Annotated in this window: 17 protein-coding genes; 7 read left to right on the forward strand and 10 right to left on the reverse strand. The window is 63.0% G+C overall.

Translation table 11 applies throughout. The annotated features are described in order from the left end of the window. Positions 1–41: 41 nt before the first annotated feature. A complete protein-coding gene (locus tag BLR77_RS08250) occupies positions 42–617 on the reverse strand; it encodes a YceI family protein (protein WP_074676528.1) in 576 nt (191 codons plus the stop codon). A gap of 60 nt (positions 618–677) precedes the next feature. After that, complete coding sequence (locus BLR77_RS08255; RefSeq protein WP_074676529.1) at positions 678–1,223, reverse strand: cytochrome b; 546 nt, start codon at positions 1,221–1,223, stop codon at positions 678–680. Between the two features lie 257 nt (positions 1,224–1,480). On the opposite strand from BLR77_RS08255, the gene BLR77_RS08260 reads away from it, so the two are divergent. The 3 genes from BLR77_RS08260 to BLR77_RS08270 all read left to right on the forward strand — a co-directional run bounded on the left by BLR77_RS08260 (position 1,481) and on the right by BLR77_RS08270 (position 5,391). After that, positions 1,481–2,887 (forward strand): adenosylmethionine--8-amino-7-oxononanoate transaminase, encoded by a 1,407-nt coding sequence (locus BLR77_RS08260; RefSeq protein WP_074676530.1) that lies wholly within the window; start codon positions 1,481–1,483, stop codon positions 2,885–2,887. A gap of 91 nt (positions 2,888–2,978) precedes the next feature. After that, positions 2,979–3,704, forward strand: a complete 726-nt coding sequence (locus BLR77_RS08265; protein ID WP_074676531.1) for a 16S rRNA (uracil(1498)-N(3))-methyltransferase — start codon at positions 2,979–2,981, stop codon at positions 3,702–3,704. Between the two features lie 205 nt (positions 3,705–3,909). Continuing rightward, positions 3,910–5,391 (forward strand): alanine/glycine:cation symporter family protein, encoded by a 1,482-nt coding sequence (locus BLR77_RS08270; protein WP_074676532.1) that lies wholly within the window; start codon positions 3,910–3,912, stop codon positions 5,389–5,391. 78 nt (positions 5,392–5,469) lie between these two features. Here the strand turns inward: BLR77_RS08270 and BLR77_RS08275 are convergent, their stop codons facing one another. The 8 genes from BLR77_RS08275 to pilG form a co-directional block, all read right to left on the reverse strand. Next, a complete protein-coding gene (locus BLR77_RS08275) occupies positions 5,470–5,940 on the reverse strand; it encodes a chemotaxis protein CheW (protein ID WP_074676533.1) in 471 nt (156 codons plus the stop codon). 10 nt (positions 5,941–5,950) lie between these two features. Next, positions 5,951–6,970, reverse strand: coding sequence for a chemotaxis protein CheB (locus tag BLR77_RS08280; RefSeq protein WP_074676535.1), 1,020 nt, complete (start codon positions 6,968–6,970; stop codon positions 5,951–5,953). Further along, on the reverse strand, positions 6,967–14,280 hold the full coding sequence (locus BLR77_RS08285; protein WP_074676537.1) for an Hpt domain-containing protein: 7,314 nt from the start codon (positions 14,278–14,280) through the stop codon (positions 6,967–6,969). Before BLR77_RS08285 ends, BLR77_RS08280 begins: the two co-directional genes overlap by 4 nt. A gap of 25 nt (positions 14,281–14,305) precedes the next feature. Further along, a complete protein-coding gene (locus BLR77_RS08290) occupies positions 14,306–15,166 on the reverse strand; it encodes a protein-glutamate O-methyltransferase (RefSeq protein WP_074676816.1) in 861 nt (286 codons plus the stop codon). A 60-nt stretch (positions 15,167–15,226) separates the two neighbouring features. Beyond that, on the reverse strand, positions 15,227–17,263 hold the full coding sequence (locus BLR77_RS08295) for a methyl-accepting chemotaxis protein (protein ID WP_074676547.1): 2,037 nt from the start codon (positions 17,261–17,263) through the stop codon (positions 15,227–15,229). A 269-nt stretch (positions 17,264–17,532) separates the two neighbouring features. Further along, positions 17,533–18,066, reverse strand: coding sequence for a chemotaxis protein CheW (locus tag BLR77_RS08300; RefSeq protein ID WP_074676549.1), 534 nt, complete (start codon positions 18,064–18,066; stop codon positions 17,533–17,535). A 45-nt stretch (positions 18,067–18,111) separates the two neighbouring features. Next, complete coding sequence (gene pilH / locus BLR77_RS08305; RefSeq protein ID WP_003458790.1) at positions 18,112–18,477, reverse strand: twitching motility response regulator PilH; 366 nt, start codon at positions 18,475–18,477, stop codon at positions 18,112–18,114. Positions 18,478–18,523: 46 nt separating this feature from the next. Beyond that, a complete protein-coding gene (gene pilG, locus BLR77_RS08310) occupies positions 18,524–18,931 on the reverse strand; it encodes a twitching motility response regulator PilG (RefSeq protein ID WP_017678433.1) in 408 nt (135 codons plus the stop codon). 242 nt (positions 18,932–19,173) lie between these two features. Between pilG and gshB the strand changes: the two genes are divergently transcribed. From gshB to ruvX, 4 genes are all read left to right on the forward strand, one after another. Beyond that, positions 19,174–20,130, forward strand: coding sequence for a glutathione synthase (gene gshB, locus BLR77_RS08315; RefSeq protein ID WP_074676551.1), 957 nt, complete (start codon positions 19,174–19,176; stop codon positions 20,128–20,130). A gap of 88 nt (positions 20,131–20,218) precedes the next feature. Continuing rightward, complete coding sequence (locus BLR77_RS08320; RefSeq protein WP_074676553.1) at positions 20,219–21,115, forward strand: energy transducer TonB; 897 nt, start codon at positions 20,219–20,221, stop codon at positions 21,113–21,115. A 135-nt stretch (positions 21,116–21,250) separates the two neighbouring features. Further along, positions 21,251–21,820, forward strand: coding sequence for a YqgE/AlgH family protein (locus BLR77_RS08325; RefSeq protein WP_074676555.1), 570 nt, complete (start codon positions 21,251–21,253; stop codon positions 21,818–21,820). Further along, positions 21,817–22,254 (forward strand): Holliday junction resolvase RuvX, encoded by a 438-nt coding sequence (ruvX, locus tag BLR77_RS08330; protein WP_139202916.1) that lies wholly within the window; start codon positions 21,817–21,819, stop codon positions 22,252–22,254. The genes BLR77_RS08325 and ruvX overlap by 4 nt, the downstream gene beginning before the upstream one ends. Positions 22,255–22,268: the final 14 nt, after the last annotated feature.

A 22,268-nucleotide genomic window follows, 5' to 3' on the forward strand; every position in this document is an offset into this window, starting at 1 on the left:
GCCCTACGGGCAAATCAGCTGGCCGCAAGCGGCCGCTTTCCTTACTTGCGAATACCTTCGACCGAAATGATCAGCTCGACGGTTTGCGAAGCCGGGCCGAGATCCATGGAAATGTCGAAGTCCTTCAGCGTCAGGGTAGTAGTACCTTCGAAGCCAGCACGGTAGCCGCCCCACGGGTCCTTGCCTTCACCAATGAACTTGGCAGCGATCACCACCGGCTTGGTCACGCCGTTGAGGGTCAGGTTGCCGGTCACGTCGGCAGTGCCCTCACCGGTGGACTTGACCGACGTGGATTCGAAGGTGGCGGTGTCGTGCTTGCTCGCATTGAGGAAGTCGGCACTGCGGATGTGCTTGTCACGCTCGGCATGGTTGGTGTCCACGCTGGCGGTCTTCAGGGTCACGCTGACCTTGCTGGCCTCGGGGTTGGCGGCATCGAAACTGAACGTGCCGTCGAAGTCCTTGAAGGTGCCGTACAGCCAGCTGTAGCCCAGGTGGCTGATCTTGAAGTTGACGAAGGCGTGCTGGCCTTGCTTGTCGATGGCGTAGTCGGCCGCCATGGCCTGGCCGCCGATCAGAGCGGAGCCCAGAACCAGTGCAGCGAGGGCGTTCTTCAACATGGGGTGTTCTCCTTGCGAGGTTGTCGATCTAGATGGGCATTGGCCCGGTTATGAAGTGCTTCAGCGCCCGAACATCCGCAGCAGGGTGCTGTCGCGGTCGATGAAATGGTGCTTGAGTGCGGCCAGGCCATGCAGGCCGGCGAAAATCACCAGGCCCCAGGCCAGGTATTCGTGAATGGCCCCGGCAATGTCTTCCTGTTGCGGGATACCCGTCAGGGTCGCCGGCACACTGAACAGACCAAACACCTCGATACCACGACCATCGGCAGTGGAAATCAGGTAGCCGGAGATCATCACGCCGAACAGGCCCAGGTAGAGGACGCCATGCCCCAGCTTGGAAGCCAGGCGCGTGAGCTGGCCGTGGCTGGCCAAGGCTGCCGGCGCCGGGCTGCACAACCGCCACAGCACCCGCAGCAACATCACCGCGAACAGCAGGATGCCGATGCTCTTGTGCAGATCAGGTGCACTCTGGCGCCACGGGTCGTAGTAACTGAGCCCCACCATCCAGAAGCCGAGGGCGAACAGGCCGAACACGGCCAACGCCACCAGCCAGTGCAGCACGACGCTGACCAGACCATAACGAGCAGAGGTGTTACGCCATTGCATGGGGACTTTCCTAATCCAGATTCCGAGCAAGACTAACGGCAAATATATCGATTTAAAGCGGAAAATTTCGCTATGAAACATCGAGAAATGCGATATCTCATTGCAGCGGTCCTTAGCCGATCAATTTAGTTCAATGCGCGCGCCGCAGAGTTCATCAGCAGCAGCACGGGCGGCGCATTGCACCAGACCAGCGGCAGCGACCACGTCTCAGCGGCGGCTTCTGGTAGGCTGTGCCGCCGAACACAGGGAGATTTCTCATGAGCCTGAACGACCACTGGATGCAACGCGACCTCGACGTGTTGTGGCACCCCTGCACCCAGATGAAGGATCACGAGCGCCTACCGCTGGTGGCGATTCGCAAGGCCTCCGGCGTCTGGCTGGAGGACTTCGATGGCAAGCGCTACCTGGACGCGGTCAGCTCCTGGTGGGTCAATGTTTTCGGCCACGCCAACCCGCGCATCAACGCGCGCATTCGCGATCAGCTGGACAGCCTCGAGCACGTGATGCTCGCCGGCTTTACCCACCAACCGGTGATCGAACTGTCCGAGCGCCTGGTGCAGATCACCCCGGCCGGTCTGAACAAGGTGTTTTACGCCGACAACGGTTCCTCGGGCATCGAAGTGGCGCTGAAGATGAGCTTCCACTACTGGCTCAACAGCGGCCAGGCGGGCAAGAAGCGCTTCGTCACCCTGAGCAACAGCTATCACGGCGAAACGGTCGCAGCGATGTCGGTGGGCGACGTGTCTCTGTTCACCGACACCTATAAACCCCTGCTGCTCGACACCCTCAAGGTGCCCAGTCCGGACTGCTACCTGCGTCCCGAGGGGGTGACCTGGGAGGCGCATTCACGCGCCATGTTCGCCCACATGGAGCAGACGCTGGCCGAGCATCACCACGAGGTCGCGGCGGTGATCGTCGAGCCGCTGATCCAGGGCGCGGGCGGCATGCGCATGTACCACCCGATCTACCTCAGGCTGCTGCGCGAGGCCTGCGACCGCTATGGCGTGCACCTGATCCATGACGAGATCGCCGTCGGCTTCGGCCGCACCGGCACGATGTTCGCCTGCGAGCAGGCCGGTATCACCCCGGATTTTCTGGTGCTGTCCAAGGCCCTGACCGGCGGCTACCTACCGATGGCTGCGGTGTTGACCACCGACGACGTATACGGCGCCTTCTACGACGACTACGCGACCCTGCGCGCCTTTCTTCACTCGCACACCTACACCGGCAACCCGCTGGCCTGCGCCGCCGCCCTGGCTACCCTGGACATCTTCCGTGATGACGACGTGATCGAGCGCAACAAGGCGCTGGCTGCGCGCATGGCCAGCGCCACCGCGCACCTGGCCGAGCACCCGCATGTCGCCGAAGTACGCCAGACCGGCATGGCCCTGGCCATCGAGATGGTGCAGGACAAGGCCAGCAAGACGGCCTATCCCTGGCAGGAACGACGCGGCCTGCGCGTGTACCAGCACGCCCTGGAACGTGGCGCGCTGCTGCGGCCATTGGGCAGCGTGGTGTATTTCCTGCCGCCCTACGTCATCACGCCCGAGGAGATCGATTTCCTCGCCGAGGTGGCCAGCGAAGGCATTGATATCGCCACCCGCGAATCGGTCAGCGTGGCGGTGGATCACAGCCACTATCCGCATCATCGCGACCCGGGCTAGCAGCAGTTGCAAGCGACAAGCCGCAAGTAACAGCAGGAGCGCGCAGTGCTTTAAACTTGCCGCTTCCAACTTGCCACTTGCAGCCGTCCTTATGCGTCTCTCCCGCTTCTTCATCGATGCCCCGCTCTCCCTCGGCCAGCACGAGCTGCCCGAGGCGCAGGCCCATTACATCGGCCGCGTACTGCGCCACGCGGTGGGTGACGCCGTGCAGTTGTTCGACGGCAGCGGCCAGGAATACCTCGGCGAACTGATCGAAGTGGGCAAGAAGAGCGTACGTGTCGAACTGCGCGAAGCCATCGCCGGACTCAGCGAATCCCCTCTGCGCATTCACCTCGGCCAGGGCCTGTCGCGCGGCGAGCGCATGGACTGGGCCATTCAGAAAGCGACCGAACTGGGCGCAGCGGAGATCACCCCGATCGTTTCGGCGCGCTGCGAAGTACGCCTGAAGGACGAGCGCGCCGACAAACGCATGGCCCACTGGCGCCAGGTGGCAATCAGTGCCTGCGAGCAATGCGGCCGCTCGGTGCTGCCGGTGATCAACCCGCCACTGGAACTGGCAGCCTGGCTGCAGCAGATCGAAGCCGACCTGAAGCTGGTGCTGCACCCGGTCGCGGCCCCCCTGCAAAGCCACGATAAACCGCACAGCCTGGCCTTTCTGATCGGCCCGGAAGGCGGTTTGAGCGATGCCGAAGTGGATCAGGCCAAGGACGCCGGCTTCCACGCAGCCCGCCTCGGCCCCCGCGTTCTGCGCACGGAAACGGCCCCCGTGGTGGCCCTGAGCGTCGCTCAACAGCTCTGGGGCGACCTTCAGGCGTAAAATGTCGCCTTGCCGTAACAAAATGTGACCTCAAGAGATTGCAAGAGAAGCAGTCTTTGTCATGCTCTGCGCGCCGCACGCGCGACCCGCTCACCAGCAACCCGTGCGCGGCCGAGGCCGGCGCCCTGCAGCGCCGTTCTCTTCCAATAACAAACAACGGGCCTCGGCCCCGCCCAAAAGGCGGCCGCATGCCCAGGAGCATTGCATGAACGAACTGGTCTCGACCCTTAACGGTCTGGTCTGGAGCCCGGCGCTGATCTATCTATGTCTCGGCGTTGGTCTCTACTTCTCCCTGCGCGGCCGCTTCCTCCAGGTTCGCCACTTCAAAGAAATGATTCGCCTGATGTTCACCGGCAAGACCGATGAGCACGGCATCACCTCCTTCCAGGCGCTGACCATGACCCTCGCTGGTCGTGTCGGTACCGGTAACATCGCCGGTGTGGCCACAGCCATCACCTTCGGTGGCCCCGGCGCCATCTTCTGGATGTGGATGGTGGCCTTCCTCGGCGCCAGCTCGGCGTTCGTCGAGTCCACCCTTGGCCAGGTGTACAAGGAAAAGCTCAACGGTGAATACCGTGGCGGCCCGGCCTTCTACATCGAAAAAGGCCTGGGCCTTAAGTGGTATGCCTGGCTGTTCGCCGTGGTAACCGTATTCGCCTGCGGCATGCTGCTGCCGGGCGTACAGGCCAACTCCATCGCCTCCAGTGCGCAAACCGCGTTCGGCATCGAGCCGACCGTCACTGCAGCCCTGCTGGCAATCCTGATCGGCCTGATCATCTTCGGCGGCGTTAAGCGCATCGCTCACTTCACCCAGGTAGTGGTGCCGTTCATGGCGCTGGGCTACATCCTGGTTGCCATGGTGATCATCCTGCTGAACATCGAGAAGCTGCCGGAAGTGATCGTACTGATCTTCCGTAGCGCCTTCGGCCTCGAAGCTGGCTTCGGCGCCATCGTCGGCATGGCCATTCAGTGGGGCGTGAAGCGCGGCGTTTACTCCAACGAAGCTGGCCAGGGCACCGGCCCGCACGCCTCGTCGGCCGCTGCCGTCAGCCACCCGGCCAAGCAGGGCCTGGTTCAGGGCTTCTCGGTCTACATCGACACCCTGTTCGTCTGCTCCGCCACCGCGTTCATGCTGCTGATCACTGGTCAGTACAACGTCCAGGCTCCCGATGGCAGCGCGCTGTTCACCGGCATTGCCGGCGTCGCCGCTGGCCCGGGCTACGTGCAGACCGCGATGGAGAACATGATGCCCGGCTTCGGCAACGCCTTTGTCGCCATCGCCCTGTTCTTCTTCGCCTTCACCACCATCCTGGCGTACTACTACATCGCCGAAACCAACATTGCCTATATCAACCGCAAGGTGAATCGCCCCATCCTCACCCTGCTGCTGAAGTTCGCCATCATCGCGGCTACCGTCTACGGCACCGTACGCAGCGCCACCGTTGCCTGGGACCTGGGCGATCTCGGCGTAGGCCTGATGGCCTGGCTGAACATCATCGCCATCCTGCTCATGCACAAGATCGCTTACAAGTGCCTGAAGGACTACGAGCAGCAAAAGGACGAAGGCAAAGACCCGGTCTTCCACCCGGAGAAGCTCGGCATCCCCAACGCCGACTACTGGAGCAACACCACCGCGGAAGACAACCTGACTGCTGAGAAGTCCGAAGTGCAGCAACCGCAGCGCTGACAATCTCGAGGCAGTAACGAAAAAGCCCCGGCCAGTGCCGGGGCTTTTTCATGGGCGATGTGATCGCGCCGGTTAGTCTCAGATCAGGCCAGCATCGGCAAGCAGTTGCTCCAGTGCGGCCAGATCAGGAATACGCACCACCTCATCAGCGACGCGCGCAGCACCCAGTTCCAGAGGTGCCAGTTCGACATCGGCCGCCTGCAGGTCACTGTCGACCTTCAGCGAGCGGGGAATGCCCTGCACCAGCAGGGCGATGAACTTGACCTTGGGTCGACCACCCAAGGCGTTGATCACCGCGACGCGGGCACCACCGGCGACCTGCGCCTGGCCACCACTGGCGGCCTCGAAGGACAGCAGTGGCAGGCGCAGATCACGCCAGGCGATCTGGCCGAGAAACCAGTCGGGCGTGCCCTCAGTGACCTGCGGCGCGCGATAGGGAATCAGCTCCGCCACCGCCACGTTGGGCAGCAGCAGGGTGCGGTCGGCCAGAGGCACCAGCAAGCCGGTGAGACTGGCGGCGCTGTTCTGGGTGGCGACGGCTTGGCTCATTGAAACGTCCTCAACTGCAATGTTCGGCGAGGTGATTGACCAGGGCCACGGCCAGCTCACGCGGGTCGGCGCTGAAGCTGCTGTAGCCACCCTCGCGCAGGCTATCCGGCATGCTCGGACTGGCGCAGCTGTCAGCGCGCTGGGTCCAGATCACGCCACCCTGGCGTTTGACGTAAGCGGCAGCAGCACTGCCATCGCTGCCCATACCGCTGAACGCGATCACGCCGCACTGGGCAGCGAACTGCTGCGCCAGGTTGAGCATCATCTGATCAATGGAAGGACTGTAGGGCTCCGGCCAGCCGCGTTCGACGATCTGCATCGCCCCGTCTTCGGCAAAACCCATCTCGTTGCTGATCGGTACCACCACCACTTCACCGCAACGTACCGGGTCGCCATGACGTGCCGGGTTGACGTGCCACTGGCTGTGCCGTCCGACCGCCTGCGGCAACGCCGCCTCGAAGCTGGCATCGATGTGCTGGGCATAGATGAAACCGATGGGCAGGCCACCCGGCAGTGCATCGAGGAATGCCTTGACCGCTGCCGGACCACCCAACGAGGCAGCCAGCAACCATACCTGGCGGGCCGGTTCGCCAGCTTTCAGCGGCGTGTCGGCCAGTGATTGCGGCAACTCCAAGCGCGTCGGACGCTGCGCTTCGTCGAGCAGTGCCTGCAAGCTCGGCCCGACCGCCTGGGTTGGGTCGCCAATCAGGCGCTTGAGCTTGCCAAACAGGCTGCGTTCCCAGCGCGGGTAGTTCTCCGAATGGCGCTCGGGGGCATGCCCCTCGCCGAACAGCACCGGCGCGCTGGCACGCTCCAGCAGACTGTCGACCAGCGGCGAATCTTCCGACTGGGCCAGGTCCACCAACCACAGGTCGGTGTCGCAGGCGGCCAGCGCTTCCTCGTCGAGCCGCGCCGGGTCGCTGTTGAGTACCACCTGATAACCGCCACCGGCCAATGCCTGCTGCAACACATGGCGCTGCAGCGAGGTGTCGGCGATGACTGCAATACGCGCTGCGGTTCTGTCTGTCATGTCCGTTTGACCCGATGGCTACCCACCAACTGTGCAATGGTGTCGAGCAGCAAGGACTCCTGATAGGGCTTGCCGAGGTACTGGTTGACGCCGATGGACATGGCCCGCTCGCGGTGCTTCTCGCCGGTACGCGAGGTGATCATGATGATCGGCAGGTCCTTCAGGCGCTCGTCATGGCGCACCAGCGTGGCCACTTCGAAGCCATCCATGCGCGGCATCTCGATGTCCAGCAGCATGATGTCGGGCTTGTGTTCCTGCAGTTGAGCGATGGCATCGACCCCGTCCTTGGCGGTAACCACGTTCATGCCGTTACGCTCGAGCAGACGGCTGGTGACCTTGCGCACGGTGACCGAGTCATCGACCACCATGACCAGCGGCGGCCGATCGGCTTCGATCTCTTCGCTGGTCGCCGCCTGACGCGAAGCCAGGCGCGGCATCAGCTGATTCTGCAGATGCGCGTGCAGCACACGAATGGTCGCCAGCAGGTCGAGAATCACCACCACGCGACCGTCACCGAGGATGGTCGCACCGGAGATGCCGTGCACCCCGGCGAACTGCGGACCCAGGCTCTTCACCACGATCTCGCGCGAACCGGCCAGGCTGTCCACCTGCACCGCCACGGCGTGCTCGCTGGAACGCACCAGAATCACCGGCAGCGGCAGACTCTGGCCCACCAGCTTGGGCTGCTGGCCGTTGTTCAGCAGATCGCCCAGGTACTTCAATTCGTAAGCCTGTCCGGCGTACTCGAAGCGCGGCGCGTCAGGCGCGTAGTAGGCTTCCAGCTCGTACGGCGACACCCGCACGATACCTTCGATGGTATTCAGCGGAATGGCGTAGAGGTCTTCACCGGAGTACACCATCAACGCACGGTTGACCGACACGGTGAACGGCAGGCGAATGGTGAAGCGCGTACCCTGGCCCAGCGTCGAGTCGATGCTCATCGAGCCGCCGAGCTGCTTGACCTCCGAGTGCACCACGTCCATGCCGACGCCGCGACCGGAAATCTGCGTGACCTTCTCGGCAGTGGAGAAACCCGCCTCGAGGATGAACTGCAGGATTTCGTGATCGCTCAGATCGCTGTCGGCGTCCATCAGCCCACGCTCGATGGCCTTGCGTCGCACGGCCTCCAGGCGAATACCGCCGCCGTCGTCGACCAGGGTGAGGACGATATCACCGCCCTCGCGGCCGAGATCGAGGCGGATGGTGCCGCTATCCGGCTTGCCGGCAGCGCGGCGCACATCGGCCAACTCGATGCCATGATCGACGGCGTTACGCAGCATATGCTCCAGCGGCGCAACGATGCGCTCGAGCACGGTACGGTCCATTTCCCCATCGGCGTTGCCGACCACGAACTCGACCTGCTTGCCCAGTTCGCCGGCCACCTGGCGCACGATACGGCGCAGACGCGGCACCAGACGATCGAACGGCACCATGCGGGTGCGCATCAGACCTTCCTGCAGCTCGGTATTGACCCGCGCCTGTTGCAACAGCAGGGTCTCGGCGTCGCGGTTCTTCGCCGCCAGGGTTTCCTTCAGATCGAGCAAGTCGGAGGCAGACTCGAACAGCGCACGTGACAGCTGCTGCAACTGCGAGTGGCGGTCCATCTCCAGCGGGTCGAAATCTTCATAACCGGCGCGCTCGGCCTCGGCCTGGTAGCGACTGAGAATCTGCGCCTGGGTCTCGGTGTCGAGACGGCGCAGCTGATCACGCACGCGGTCGATGGTCGCTTCCATCTCGCTCAGGGTGAAACCGACATCACTCACCTGTTGCTCGACACGGCCACGGAAGATCGAGGTTTCACCGGCCAGGTTGACCAGGCCCTCGAGCAGCTCGGCTGGCACCTTGACCAGCTCCTGTGGCGCGCGCCGGGACGCCGCCTCCAGCGCGGCCTCTTGGGCACGCTGCACGAATGGCAGCACCTTCGGCGCCTGCAACTGGCTCGGCACGTCACTGGCGGCGATGATCGGGTTGAGCAGATTGCTCGCAGGCGCCACCGCTGGCTCAGCCTCGACCACCACCGGCTCGTCGCCGAAGCTGGCGCTAAGGCGCTGGCGCAGCACGTCGAGTTCATTCTGCAACCCTTCGAAACCGGACTGCACGTCGAGCAGCAGGCTCTCCGGCCAGGGTGCGCCCTGCTGCAGCGCCTCGCTGAGATGCTGCTCCAGGTCGTGACTCAGATCGCCAAGGCGCTTCTGCCCGGCCAGGCGGGCGCCACCCTTGAGGGTGTGCAGCGTGCGCAGCATCTCATCGATGGCGCTGGCATCATCACGGTGCTCTTCCCAACGCCCGATCGCCGTCTCCATCGCCTCGAGCAGGTCATCGCCTTCCTCGAGGAAGATATCGAGGATGTCGCTGTCAGCCTCTTCGGCGTCGTCGCTCTCGACCACGGCCTTGAGTTGTACCGCCGACGGCATGCTCAACTGCTCGTCAGGGTTGGCACGAAAGCGCTTGATCGTCTCGATCAGGGCATGGCCTTGCGGCACCGCGCGCTGACCGCGCACGGCTTCGAGCATCTCGGCGAGGCGGTCGTGGCAGGCCTGCAGCAGAGTGAACAACTCCTGGCTGGCTCGCAGGCGACCGCCACCGAGACCTTCGTAGAGGAATTCTAGCTCGTGGGCGAGATCGCCGATTTCGCGAATTTCGGCCATGCGCGCACCACCCTTGAGGGTGTGCAGGTCACGCTGCAGGGCTTCCAGCTCCAGGCTGTTGTCGACATCGCCCATCCAACGCTGCAGAGCGGCGCCAGCACTGTCGATGATGTCGAAACCTTCCTCGAGGAAGATTTCCACCAGCTCGGGGTCGCGCTCTTCATGCCAGTTGGCCAGCGTGGTGCTTTGCGGCTCTGGCTCTGGCTCTGGCTCTGGCTCTGGCTCTGGCTCTGGCTCTGGCTCGACGATAGCCTCGACCAGAGGTGGCAGTTCGTCTTCGGGCAATACCAGCTCGACTTCGTCGATCAGCGGCAACTCTGCCTCAGGCTCTGCCTGGGGCGCTTCTTCGAGCACGATCTCGTCTTCGACCAGGGCTAGAGGCGGCAGCTCGACGCTGTCCGGCTCCACTATTTCGAGCGACTCGGCAGGTTCGTCGTCCGGCGTCGGCTCAACCTGAGCCGCGGCGGCCGACAGACTCTGCGGCGTACCACCCTGGCGGAACTGACGAATTGCCTGAATCAGGTCGTCACCAGAAACCAGCGGCTGGCGGGCCTGCAACTGATCGAGCATTTGCGCCAGGCGATCATGGCTTTGCTGCAACAGGCTGCCCAGCGCCGGCGAATAGTTGTAACGGCGATCAACCAGGCCCTCGTAGAGCGACTCCAGTTCGTGACCAAGGTCGCCAATCGGGCGAATCGCGGCCATGCGTGCACCACCCTTGAGGGTGTGCAGATCACGCTGCAGCGATGACAACGGCAGGGTGTTGTCCGGCTCACTGAGCCAGCGCTCCAGCGCCTGACCGGCGCTGTCGAGAATATCCACAGCCTCTTCGAGGAAGATTTCGACCATTTCTTCATCAAGGTCGGCGTCGACAGGGCTGAAGCCCAGTTCGGCCTCGGCCTGCAGCTCCAGGCCAGCGTCCTCGACGATTGCCGGCTCGACGGGCGTCTCTTGCCACTGCACCGGTTCTGCCTCAGCTTGCTCCAGCTCGGCAGTGGCCTGATCCAGCTCGATGATTTCCAGCCCCTCGGCGCCAGGCGCCAGCAAGGCCAGGGTACGCGGATCGATGGCTTCGCCCAGCAAATCACGCAGCGCCTGCACCCGCTCGGGTTGCGGACTGACCTCCAAGGCGGCAGCGACCTGATCCATCATGCCGATCAGCGCTTCGTGGGCCTTCTCCGCCTCATCGAAGAAGCGTTCGCTGACGGCCAGGCTGCCCTCCTCGACGGCGCCATAAAGATCCAGCAGGGCTTCGCAGAGTTCGTCGATCTGCGGCAGCTCGGCCATTTCGGCGCCACGGCCGAGGGTCGTCAGCTCCTCCAGCAGCGCAGACAGCTCCTGACGCTCGGACGGATGCTCACGCCATTTGCGCAGCAGGTCCTCGGCATCCAGCAAGATGTCCATGCCTTCGGCGAGGAAGATGCTGATCATCTGCGGATCGCGGCTGTCGCCGCTCTGCGCCATACGCTCGTCTTCGGCGCTTGCGAGACGCTCCTGATGCAGGGCCTGGACGCGGGCAAGAAATGCCTCGGCACCAGGAATAGGGGCCAGAGGCTGCGTCTCGAGATTGTCGAGACCTATACGGAACACGCCCTCGGCGCTGCTCAACAACTCGGCAGCCGCCAGGTCCACCTGAATCAGGTTGGTCTTGAACTCCTTGACCAGCTTCTCCAGCGGCGCAGCGATTTCTGCCACCGGTAGGATGCCGGCCATATAGGCACTGCCCTTGAGGGTGTGCAGCGCGCGCTGCAGGTCGTCGGTGACTGGCTGCGGCAGTTCCTGCGCGCAATCGGCGAGAAAACCCACCAGGGTGTCCAGATGGGTTTCCGCCTCGTTGCGGAAGATTTCCAGCAACTGCGGATCGAGGGGCTCGCCATCGAGAGGCGAGCCATTGAGGGGCTCGGCGTCGAGCGGTTGGTCGTCGACCGACTCGACCGGCTCGACGACATCGGTAGCGTCGTCAACGCCCGCGGGCTCGGCTACCTGCTGGGTGGCCGGGGCGTCAGATTTTGGGGGCGTCAGTCCCTTGGCCAGAGCATGTGCGGTGGCCGCCAGTAGATCGACATCGTCGCGCTGACGCTGCGCTTTGGCAGCAAATTCCTCGACCAGCGCCGGCATCAGCGCCACTACGTCGAGCACCACCCGCTGCACCGGCTCGTTTGGCTCGATGCTGCGGTCCAGCACGCGGTTGAGCAGGTTCTCGATGGACCAGCCCAGCTCGCCGATGATCAGCGCGCGCACCATGCGGCCGCTGCCCTTGAGCGTATGGAAGGCGCGACGCACTTCGATCAGCGCGTCCTTGTTGTCAGTATCGGCCTGCCACTGCGGCAGGTATTCGGCGATGGTTTCCAGCACTTCGCCGACTTCTTCGATAAAGACTTCCAGCAACTCTTCATCCACCGGCTCTTCATCGGCTGGCGGCGGCAAAAGGCTCGGCGGCACATCGGCGGCAGGCGGATTGATCGCCTGGACCGGCGCGGCCATCACGTCAGCCATTGACAGCGGCTTCTCTGCCACTGGTTCCTCGAGCTGGATTTGCGGCGCGCTGGGCAGCTCGACTTCCGGCAGTTCCAGGTCGGAAAGTTCCAGCTCGTCCCACTGATTCGCTTCGCCCAGCTGCTCCAGGCTCAACTCTTCGAGCTCCAGCGCCGGATCGGCCTGGGCGTCGAACAACGGCGCGGCAATGATATCTTCGCCCTGCGCAGTGGGCAGCTCTTCGAGCTCACCCAGTTCGAAGGTGAAGCTCTCGGCGCTCTCGCTCACTTCCGGCAGGTCAGGCGCGACGTCGATCAGCTCCAGCTCGGCACCGACTTCGTCAGGTGCATCGACCGACTCGAAAGCCAGCGGCTCGACCTCGGCGAGGGGCTCCTCGAGCTGTTCGTCCTCGGCGCCCAGCAGTTCGATTTCCTGCAGCGGGTCGGCCAGCGGTGCCAGGCTTTCCTCCTGCGGTTCGACGCGGTCGAGAATCGACGGCTTTTCCTTGAGCGGATAACCCAGTGATTCCAGGCTCTCCTCGGCGACGTCGAGAATCAGGTCGCCCTGCGTGCCATGGTCCTCGGCCAGACGCTCGAGGTAGTACTCGACGCTGGTGATGGCATCGGCCAGGGTATCCAGACTCTGCCAGTTGGGCACGGCCTTGCGCGCCAGCAGTTGCTCCTGGATGTAGCGGTTGCAGGCATTGAGCAGGTCGGCAGCGCGCTGCAGCGGAATCATCGCCAGGCCGCCACGAACCTGCGTCAGCAGGCCGGGTACACGCGCCAGGTGCTCGTGGTTCCACTGCGAGGCGATGAATTCGATGATCGCGTCCTTGGCCTGCTCCAGACCATTGCGCGCTTCCTTGATCACCAGCTGATGAATCTGCGCCACGTCGGTGGTGGGCAGATGGCTCTGTTCGTTCTTGCTGTCATCGCTCGGGCCGACCATGCCGGCCAGCGTCGCTTCGACGTAGAGCAGCGCACCGGCGACATCCATCAAGACGGCGTCGTTGGGCTCGCGCTGACCGAGAGACAGGCTGTGGACCACGTCGATCTGGTCGAGAATGACCTTGCGCGGCTGACCGAAGCCCAGCACCGCGAGGGTATCGGCGATCTGTTTCAGCGGTGCCAGCAGGGCGTCCAGCTCGCTGGGGCGAGTACGGTCGCTGCGCACGAACAGGTCCAGGCTGTCCTTGACCCGCACCAGCTCTTCGCAGAGAGCGGCCACCACAGAACGCATGGCATCGCGGTCGGGACCGGCCAGACGGGCACGTTCCTCATCCACCACCTCGTTGTCGGGCAGCGCTTCGTCGAGACGATACTGTTCCTTCAGCGCGCGAATACGGGGCGACTGCGCCGGCGCCTTGGCCACGTAGAACAGCAGGTTCTTGGTCAGTTCGTCGGTAGCGGGCTGGTTGATGCCATCGGCACCCTGCTCGACCAGACGCTTGAGTTCCTTGTCGACCTGACGCAGCAAGGTACGCACCGAGGTACCGTTGACCACGCTGCCGTTGGCCAGACCTTCGACCATGCCGGAAGCGATTTGCCACAGGCCGCCCAGCGGGGCGTCCTTGCACAGCGTTTCCAGGCGAGCGAAGACGCGCGCCATGTAACCGAGATTGGTGGCCAGATCCTGATTGCGGATCACGCCGACGAGGGCCATTTGCAGCATCTGCCGCAGTTTGCGCAACAGCACGGGAAGCTCGGCGGTACGCAGGCGAGCCAGGCTATCGGATGGCAGCGCCGGCAGGCGCGCGGACATGTCCGGGGAGAACAGGCTGGTTTCCGACAGCAGCTTCTCGCCACGGGCGGCGCGCAGGTCGTTGAGCAGCGGCAGCACGACCATGGGCAGGTCGCGGCGAGCGGTCTGGATACGGTCGAGGTACACCGGCAATTGCAGAATGGCCTGCATCAGCACTTCCAGGGCTTCGCCCTGGTTGGCCACGCGACCCTCCATCAGTGCCTTGGCCAACTGCTCCATTTCTTCGGCGAGCAACGCGGCGCCGTAGAACTCGACCATCTGCAAGGTGCCGTGAACCTGGTGCACGTAGGTCAAGCAGAAGCGCATGCGCGTAGGGTCCTGCGGGTTCTCGACGAACGCCTCCAGGGCTTGCCGCGCCTGCTTCAGGGTTTCCCCGATCTCGCCTTTGACCCACTCCAGGGCGACATAATCATGCCGATCACCCATAGCCACTCCACTCATAAACTTGGCCTTATCCCTTGCGGGTAAACGCCAGAACTCGCTCGTCGGCTACCGGCACCAGTTGCGGGTGCTGCCAACCGGCTACTTCGCCCACGCCCACGACCAGCAGGCCACCCGGCGCCAGGCTTTCGGCCAGGCGATTGAGGATGTCGCGGCGACGCCAGCGGCGGAAATAGATCAGCAAGTTCTGACAGAAAATCACATCCATGCCGGACATCGGCGCCTTGGCCAGTTCCAACACATTGAGCTTGGCGCAACACACACGCGCTGCCAGGCTCGGTACCACCTTGAAGCGTCCATCGGCCTGGGCGAGAAAGTAGCGCTCGCGCAGCTCGTCACTCACCTGCTCCAGGCGTCGTGCCGAGTAGCACGCCTCGCGTGCCTTGCTCAGTGCGCCCTGACTGATATCCGTACCGGTCACCGCGAAGTGCTCGGGTAACTCGCTGCCCTGAAGAACCTCCGCGGCCAGAATCGCCAGCGAATAAGGCTCTTCACCACTGGAGCAACCCACGCTCCACAATTCCCAGGGTTTGCCCAGGCCTGCCGCCAGACGCTCCTGCAGATACTGCGAGAGCACCTCGAAGGAAGGCGGGTGACGAAGGAAGCGGGTTTCCTGCACGGTCAGACGATCCAGCAGGGTCGACCACTCCACCGCGCCACGCGGGCCGTCGGTGACCTGACGGTAATAGCTGGCGTAATCCGTGACGCCCAGTTCGCGCATACGTGCACTCAGGTTGGTCTGCAGAAAGGCGCGCCGCTGCTCGCTGATCACCACACCGGTACGCGCCTCAAGCAACGTCTGCCAGTCGTGAAAATCGGCTTGCGACATATCGGCCACCGGGCGCAATGCCCAAACGCCCGCTGACTGCATACCTTCGCCCTGAGTCATGGCTGTATAGCGAAGGCTGCCGCCAGCCTCCGCACTCCTTTATCAGGCGTCTGGCAGGGTGAAACCGGACACCGACTTGCGCATCTCACTGGCCATCTTGGCCAGGTTACCAATGCTCTTGGCGGTGGCGGTGGTACCCGAGGACGTCTGCGAAGTGATCTCCTGGATCACGTTCATGGTGTTGGAAATGTGGCCGGCCGAAGAGGCCTGCTGACGGGCGGCGTTGGAAATGTTCTGGATGAGGGCCGCGAGGGTTTTCGATACCTTCTCGATCTCTTCCAGTGCCACACCGGCGTCCTGCGCCAGGCGAGCACCGCGAACCACTTCGGAAGTCGTCTGCTCCATGGAGATAACGGCTTCGTTGGTGTCGGTCTGAATGGTCTTTACCAGCGCCTCGATCTGCTTGGTCGCCGCCGAGGAACGTTCTGCGAGGCGTTGTACCTCGTCCGCTACCACGGCGAAGCCGCGGCCTGCATCACCGGCCATGGAGGCCTGGATCGCGGCGTTCAGTGCGAGGATGTTGGTCTGGTCGGCAATGTCGTTAATCAGGCTAACGATGTCACCGATCTCCTGGGACGATTCACCGAGGCGCTTGATCCGCTTCGAGGTGTCCTGGATCTGCTCACGGATGTTATCCATGCCGGTGATGGTGTTGTGTACGACTTCGTTACCCTTGTTGGCGATGGCTACGGAACGTTCCGCTACCGCGGAGGATTCCGAGGCGTTCGCCGATACCTGGTCAATCGACACGGCCATTTCGTTGATCGCCGCAGATGCACCGGCGATTTCCTGGGCCTGGTGCTCGGACGCTTCAGCCAGGTGCATCGCCGTGGCCTGGGTTTCCTGGGCCGCACCGGCTACCTGAACGGCGGTCAGGTTGATGGTGGCTACCAGGTCGCGCAGCTGGTCGATGGAGTAGTTGATGGAGTCAGCGATGGCACCGGTGAAGTCTTCGGTTACCGTCGCGGCCACGGTCAGGTCACCGTCGGCGAGGTCGGCGATTTCGTCGAGCAGACGCAGAATCGCGGCCTGGTTGCGTTCGTTCTTCTCGGCGGTCTCGGCCAGACGACGGTTGGTTTCACGCACCATCACCAGAGCGGTGAGGATGATCGAACCCAGTGCCAGGGCACCCAGCACGTAGCCGAACAGGGTATTGATGGCACGGCCCGAGGCCAGGTCTTCGAAACCGACGGCCAGCTCGGACGCCTTGTCCAGCAGGGTCTGCGACACGGTGAAGATGGAGCTCGCCGATTCACGTACCTGGAACAGTTCCGGCGAAGTCTCGAGAATCTCGTCCACCGAACCGGATACGAATTCGAACAGTTCGGAAATCTCGGCCAGACGCTCGAGAGCCTCCTCGTCGGTCACCTGACTGATTTCCATCGCCGCGTTGCCTTCGAGCATCGCAGCCAGTACACGACCGAACAGGCTGGCATCACGACCGAACATGTCGGCGGCCTGTACCGAGTCTTCGTCACCGGCCAGTACCTTGTTCACCGAGCCGAGGATACGTTCGGCCAGCAGCGACTGACGCTGGGCCACAGAGACCTGGGCTGCCGGCGCACCGCTCTCCAGCAGAATGTCGACCACTTCCTCGTACTCGACCTGCAGCTGCGGAATGGTTTCCGCCAGGGTGGCGGCTACCTGGTGCAGCGACAGTACGGTCTGCTCACTGGCGATAATGGCGTCAGTGTTCTGCCGCAGGCTGTCCCAGTCCTGTTGCACCGCAGCCATCTGCGCTTGCACCGAAGAGGGCGCCGGAGGCAAGCCGGTATTGGCATCGCCATCGGTCAGGTAGCTCCAGCGCTGCTGGAAGTCGTTACGCGCAGCACGCAGCAGGCCGAAGGCCTCTGCCTTGCCCGCCGCAGCCTCAGTGGCGTTGTTGGCGATACGCTGGGACAGTACCCGCAGCTCACCGGAGTGGCTGATGTACTCGGTATCGTAGTTGGACTGGGTATTGATGTAGGCGAAGTTCGCGAACAACAGCACGATGGAAACAATGAGCACGACGAACAGCGCCGCGATCAGCGTGCTGCTACGTGCTCCGACCAACAAATTACCTGCATTGAATTTTTTCATTTTCTGGCCCCCGCCTGGACCGACCGCACTACGGTTCCCATGTAACGCCAAAGGGTCGGAAGAACCGACCCAACCGAAAATCCACAGGCCTTCTAAAAACCACCTGCGTTGGCAACACTGCGTTGAAAGCAACCTCGAAATGCGCACTTACAGTAGCAAGCTGCACTTTCCGACCGCTTTCGCCTTGTCTTACCTGCCTCGACTCGGGCTTCCTGCTTCGCCCTACCTTCTGCATCCGTGCAGTCGTTGCCTACACTTTGAACGGCCTGCTAATACGCGACATCGAGAAAGACCTGATCGACTGCCAGCGCATGAGGGCTGAACACCAACCAGGGTTGTTCCCGCTGAAAAACACCATGAATGAACGGTGCAATGCTCGCCTCGAGAGGCGGCAACTGCTCGGAAAATGCATCCACGGGAAAATGTTGCATGCCGAAAACCTCGTCGACCGTAAGGCCAGCGAAGATTTCCTGATGGTCGACCACCAGCACTCGCCGCAGCTTGCGCAGCGGCGACAGTTCATTACCGAAGAATCCGCACAGGTCCATGACCGGCAGCAGACGGCCACGCACGTTGGCCACCCCTTTGACCCAGCCCTTCACACCCGGCAGCAGGGTGTAGCGCGGCTCGTGCAGCACTTCACCCACTTCTCCCATCGGCGCGACGAAGAACCGCTCGCCCATGCGAAAACCGATACCGCTCCAAGTCTGTACCGCTGCCTGCTGCGACGGCAGGCCAGCCGCCAGGACTCGGCAACGCTGATCAATCTCAAGGAGAATCTGGAAAGGAGTCTGCACGGACATGCCAGCCTTGGCCTTCTTTTTATTTAGTACGCGGACAGCACGGCATCAGCCGGCCAGCACCGCATTGAGGGTCTTCAGCAAGGTGTCTTCGTCGATCGGCTTGGTCAGGTAGTCCTTGGCGCCCTGGCGCTTGCCCCAGACCTTGTCGGTTTCCTGATCCTTGGTGGTGACGATGATCACCGGGATGTGACTGGTCTCGGCGTCCTTGGTCAGCTGACGGGTCGCCTGAAAGCCGTTGAGGCCGGGCATGACGATGTCCATCAGCACCGCGTCGGGTTTCTCCTGGCGAGCCAGAGCCACGCCATCGGCGCCGTTTTCCGCCTTGAGCACCTGATGACCATGCTTTTCCAGCATGGCGGTCAGCTTGTACATCTCGGTCGGGGAGTCATCAACAATCAGAATTCGAGCCATGGTGTTTCCCAATACAGAAGTGGCGTACGGCGGTCAGGCCGGAACGTCAGGAGGCTTGTTCCACTGGGGTGAAGTCGGGTACGTGAGCCTTGATAGCACCGAGCAGCTCTTCCTTGCTGAAAGGCTTGGTCAGGTACTGATCGGAGCCGACGATACGCCCCTTGGCCTTGTCGAACAGACCGTCCTTGGAGGACAGCATGATCACTGGCGTGGACTTGAAAGCACTGTTGTTCTTGATCAGGGCACAGGTCTGATACCCATCGAGACGCGGCATCATGATGTCGACAAAGATGATGCTGGGATGCGTGTCGGCAATCTTGGCCAGGGCATCAAAGCCATCGACCGCGGTGATGACATCACAACCCACTTTTTTCAGCAGAGTTTCAGCGGTGCGACGAATCGTTTTCGAATCGTCGATCACCATCACTTTCAAACCCTCGGTATGCTGTTCCATGTTCGCCCTACCATCGCCTCGGTGAGTCGTTATATTCGCGTTATCAGTATGCCTGAGGCCCAGTCTTCGATGGGGCTTGACCCAATCGTCGGGCCTTTTTAGCACACTCTCCAGATGCAATCTATAAGCCTGCCAGGGCAGCGCCGCCCTTGACCACGCGGCCCGGCCGGCGCCACCCTGACAGTCATCGTTCGGCGCAGCCAACCCGGCCTTCGCCCTTATCTCACGGAGTTTAACCCCCCATGAGCCTTCGTCTCGGGATCGTCATGGATCCTATTGCCAGCATCTCCTTCAAGAAGGACAGCTCGCTGGCCATGTTGCTGGCCGCTCAAGCACGCGGCTGGTCGCTGTTCTACATGGAGCAGCAGGACCTCTATCAGGTCCGTGGCCAGGCCCGCGCCCGCCTGCGTTCTCTGGAAGTGTTCAACGATCCGCAGCGCTGGTTCACCCTTGGCACGGAACAGGACACGCCGCTCGCCGAGCTGGACGTGATCCTGATGCGCAAGGACCCGCCCTTCGATAACGAATTCGTTTACTCCACCTACCTGCTCGAGCAGGCGGAGCGCGACGGCGTACTGGTAGTCAATCGACCGCAGAGTCTGCGCGACTGCAATGAAAAGCTCTTCGCCACCCAGTTTCCTCAATACACACCAGCGACTCTGGTAAGCCGGCGTCCCGACATTGTGCGCCAGTTTGCCAATGAGCACCGTGACATCATTCTCAAACCCCTTGATGGCATGGGCGGATCGCAGATATTTCGCCACCGCGAGGGCGACCCGAATCTTTCGGTGATTCTGGAAACCCTGACCCTGCACGGCCACCAGCAGGTCATGGCGCAGGCCTACCTGCCGGCGATCAAGGACGGCGACAAGCGCATCCTGATGATAGACGGGGAACCGGTACCCTATTGCCTGGCACGCATTCCGGCCGCCGGAGAGACTCGCGGCAACCTGGCCGCAGGCGGCCGTGGCGAGGCGCGACCGCTGACCGAACGTGATCGCGAAATTGCCGCAGCAGTCGGCCCTACGCTACGCGAAAAAGGGCTGATCTTCGTCGGGCTCGATGTGATTGGCGATCATCTGACAGAAATCAACGTCACCAGCCCGACCTGTATCCGCGAGATCGATGCCGCATTCGACACCCGTATCGGTGAACAACTGATGGACTGCATTGCGCGCAAACGCGGGTTAAAAGCTTGACGCAGGTGGCAGCCTGGCGCCTGCAACTTGCAGGCGCCTACTGCTACCCGGCAGACTGCGCGGCATTCGAAAGCAGACCCGATACGCGATGAACGCAGCAGCCTCCCTACCGACCGCCCCCTCCGCCACCGCCCGACCGGCGGACCGCCTGGGATTCACCCTGTTTCTCGCGGCAGCGCTGCACGCGGCGCTGATCCTCGGCATCGGTTTCACCCTGGAGTCGCCGCCAGAAATCAGCAAGACGCTGGAAATCACCCTCTCGACCTTCAAGAGCGAAGAAAAGCCCAAGGAAGCGGATTTCCTGGCGCAGGACAACCAGCAGGGCAGCGGCACGCTGGAACACGCCGCAGCCCCCAAGACCACCGAACAGGCGCCTTTCCAGGACAGCGAGGTGCGCAAGGTGACGCCGCCCGCGACCCCGCAGCAGCCCGCCACCAAGCAGGAAGCGCCCAAGGCCGCGGTCGCCACGCGCGCACCGCAGCAGCAGAAAACTCCGGTCAAACGCGAAGAAGCCAAGCCGGTCCCGGAAACGCGCCCGGCGCCGGTATTCGACTCCGCGCAACTGTCCGCAGAGATCGCCAGCCTGGAAGCCGAGCTGGCACAGGAAGTTCAGGCCTATGCCAAGCGGCCGAAGATCCATCGCCTCAACGCCGCCTCGACCATGCGCGACAAGGGCGCCTGGTACAAGGACGAATGGCGCAAGAAGGTCGAGCGCATCGGCAACCTCAATTACCCCGACGATGCCCGTCGCCAGCGCATCTACGGCAGTCTGCGCCTGCTGGTATCGATCAATCGCGACGGCTCGCTGTACGAAGTGCAGGTACTGGAGTCCTCCGGCCAGGCCGTGCTCGATCAAGCCGCGCAACGCATCGTGCGCCTGGCCGCGCCCTATGCGCCCTTCACCGGCGACCTGGCCGATATCGACCGCCTGGAAATCATCCGCACCTGGCGCTTCGAGCGCGGTGATCGACTGTCGAGCAACTAGACCAGCCTGATCAGCGGTGCGCGCGGCGCACCCCACGGGTCGACGCCTGCAACCCGGATGAAATCCGCGAACGTGCTGTCTCGGTTCTCCTGCTTACGCTTGTAGCTTGCCGCCCGTCGTTCCAAACTAGGCGCCATGAAGAAATCAGCCCCCACTTCGCTCAAGCACCACTTCCTGATTGCCATGCCGCACATGGCCGATCCGCATTTCGCTCAGACCGTCACCTACCTGGTCGAACACAACGAGCAGGGCGCGATGGGTCTGGTGATCAACAAGCCCAATGGCCTGAACCTGGCCGATGTGCTGGAGCAATTGCGCCCTGACGAAGAACCGGCGGCGCTGTGCCACAGCCTGCCGATCTTCGCCGGCGGCCCGGTACAGATCGACCGCGGTTTCGTTCTGCACCCCGCGGGCCCGCAGTTTCAGGCAACCCTGGAATTGGGCGAGCTGGGCCTGTCGACTTCGCAAGACGTATTGTTCGCCATCGCCGACGGCAGTGGCCCGGATCGCTACCTGATCACCCTCGGCTACGCCGGCTGGGATGCCGGGCAGCTGGAAGCCGAACTGTCCGAGAACGCCTGGCTGACCTGCCCCGCCGACAGCAGCATTCTTTTCGACCTGCCGTTCGATCAACGCCTCAATGCCGCAGCGGCGCGCCTGGGAGTCAACCTCAGCCTGCTGACTTCACAGGTCGGACACGCCTGATGAGTGACAAGCCACTGCGCCTGTTGCTGGGCTTCGACTACGGCACCAAGCAGATCGGCGTCGCCGTCGGCCAGGTGATCACTGGCCAGGCCCGCGAACTCTGCATACTCAAGGCACAGAACGGGGTACCGGACTGGAGCCGCGTCGAGGCGCTGATCAAGGAATGGCAGCCGGACGCCGTGGTGGTCGGCCTGCCGCTGAACATGGACGGCACGCCGAGCGAGATGAGCGCCCGCGCCGAGAAATTCGCCCGGCGCCTCAATGGCCGCTTCAACTTGCCGGCCTACACCCACGACGAACGCCTGACCACCTTCGAGGCCAAGGGCCAGCGCCTGCGCGAAGGCCAGAGCGGCGGTTATCGTGAACGCCCGGTCGATGCCATTGCCGCCGCCCTGCTGTTGCAAGGCTGGCTAGAGGAAAACTGTCCGGGCTGAGCGAGTCGGCCCGC

The sequence above is a fragment of the Ectopseudomonas alcaliphila genome (genome assembly GCF_900101755.1).
Taxonomy (GTDB): Bacteria; Pseudomonadota; Gammaproteobacteria; order Pseudomonadales; family Pseudomonadaceae; genus Aquipseudomonas; species Aquipseudomonas alcaliphila.

Excerpts from the sequence above, each read along its gene's own strand:
- BLR77_RS08250 (WP_074676528.1), bottom strand. The coding sequence starts at position 617 with ATGTTGAAGAACGCCCTCGCTGCACTGGTTCTGGGCTCCGCTCTGATC.
- BLR77_RS08255 (WP_074676529.1), bottom strand. The coding sequence starts at position 1,223 with ATGCAATGGCGTAACACCTCTGCTCGTTATGGTCTGGTCAGCGTCGTG.
- BLR77_RS08260 (WP_074676530.1), top strand. The coding sequence starts at position 1,481 with ATGAGCCTGAACGACCACTGGATGCAACGCGACCTCGACGTGTTGTGG.
- BLR77_RS08265 (WP_074676531.1), top strand. The coding sequence starts at position 2,979 with ATGCGTCTCTCCCGCTTCTTCATCGATGCCCCGCTCTCCCTCGGCCAG.
- BLR77_RS08270 (WP_074676532.1), top strand. The coding sequence starts at position 3,910 with ATGAACGAACTGGTCTCGACCCTTAACGGTCTGGTCTGGAGCCCGGCG.
- BLR77_RS08275 (WP_074676533.1), bottom strand. The coding sequence starts at position 5,940 with ATGAGCCAAGCCGTCGCCACCCAGAACAGCGCCGCCAGTCTCACCGGC.
- BLR77_RS08280 (WP_074676535.1), bottom strand. The coding sequence starts at position 6,970 with ATGACAGACAGAACCGCAGCGCGTATTGCAGTCATCGCCGACACCTCG.
- BLR77_RS08285 (WP_074676537.1), bottom strand. The coding sequence starts at position 14,280 with ATGGGTGATCGGCATGATTATGTCGCCCTGGAGTGGGTCAAAGGCGAG.
- BLR77_RS08290 (WP_074676816.1), bottom strand. The coding sequence starts at position 15,166 with ATGCAGTCAGCGGGCGTTTGGGCATTGCGCCCGGTGGCCGATATGTCG.
- BLR77_RS08295 (WP_074676547.1), bottom strand. The coding sequence starts at position 17,263 with ATGAAAAAATTCAATGCAGGTAATTTGTTGGTCGGAGCACGTAGCAGC.
- BLR77_RS08300 (WP_074676549.1), bottom strand. The coding sequence starts at position 18,066 with ATGTCCGTGCAGACTCCTTTCCAGATTCTCCTTGAGATTGATCAGCGT.
- pilH (WP_003458790.1), bottom strand. The coding sequence starts at position 18,477 with ATGGCTCGAATTCTGATTGTTGATGACTCCCCGACCGAGATGTACAAG.
- pilG (WP_017678433.1), bottom strand. The coding sequence starts at position 18,931 with ATGGAACAGCATACCGAGGGTTTGAAAGTGATGGTGATCGACGATTCG.
- gshB (WP_074676551.1), top strand. The coding sequence starts at position 19,174 with ATGAGCCTTCGTCTCGGGATCGTCATGGATCCTATTGCCAGCATCTCC.
- BLR77_RS08320 (WP_074676553.1), top strand. The coding sequence starts at position 20,219 with ATGAACGCAGCAGCCTCCCTACCGACCGCCCCCTCCGCCACCGCCCGA.
- BLR77_RS08325 (WP_074676555.1), top strand. The coding sequence starts at position 21,251 with ATGAAGAAATCAGCCCCCACTTCGCTCAAGCACCACTTCCTGATTGCC.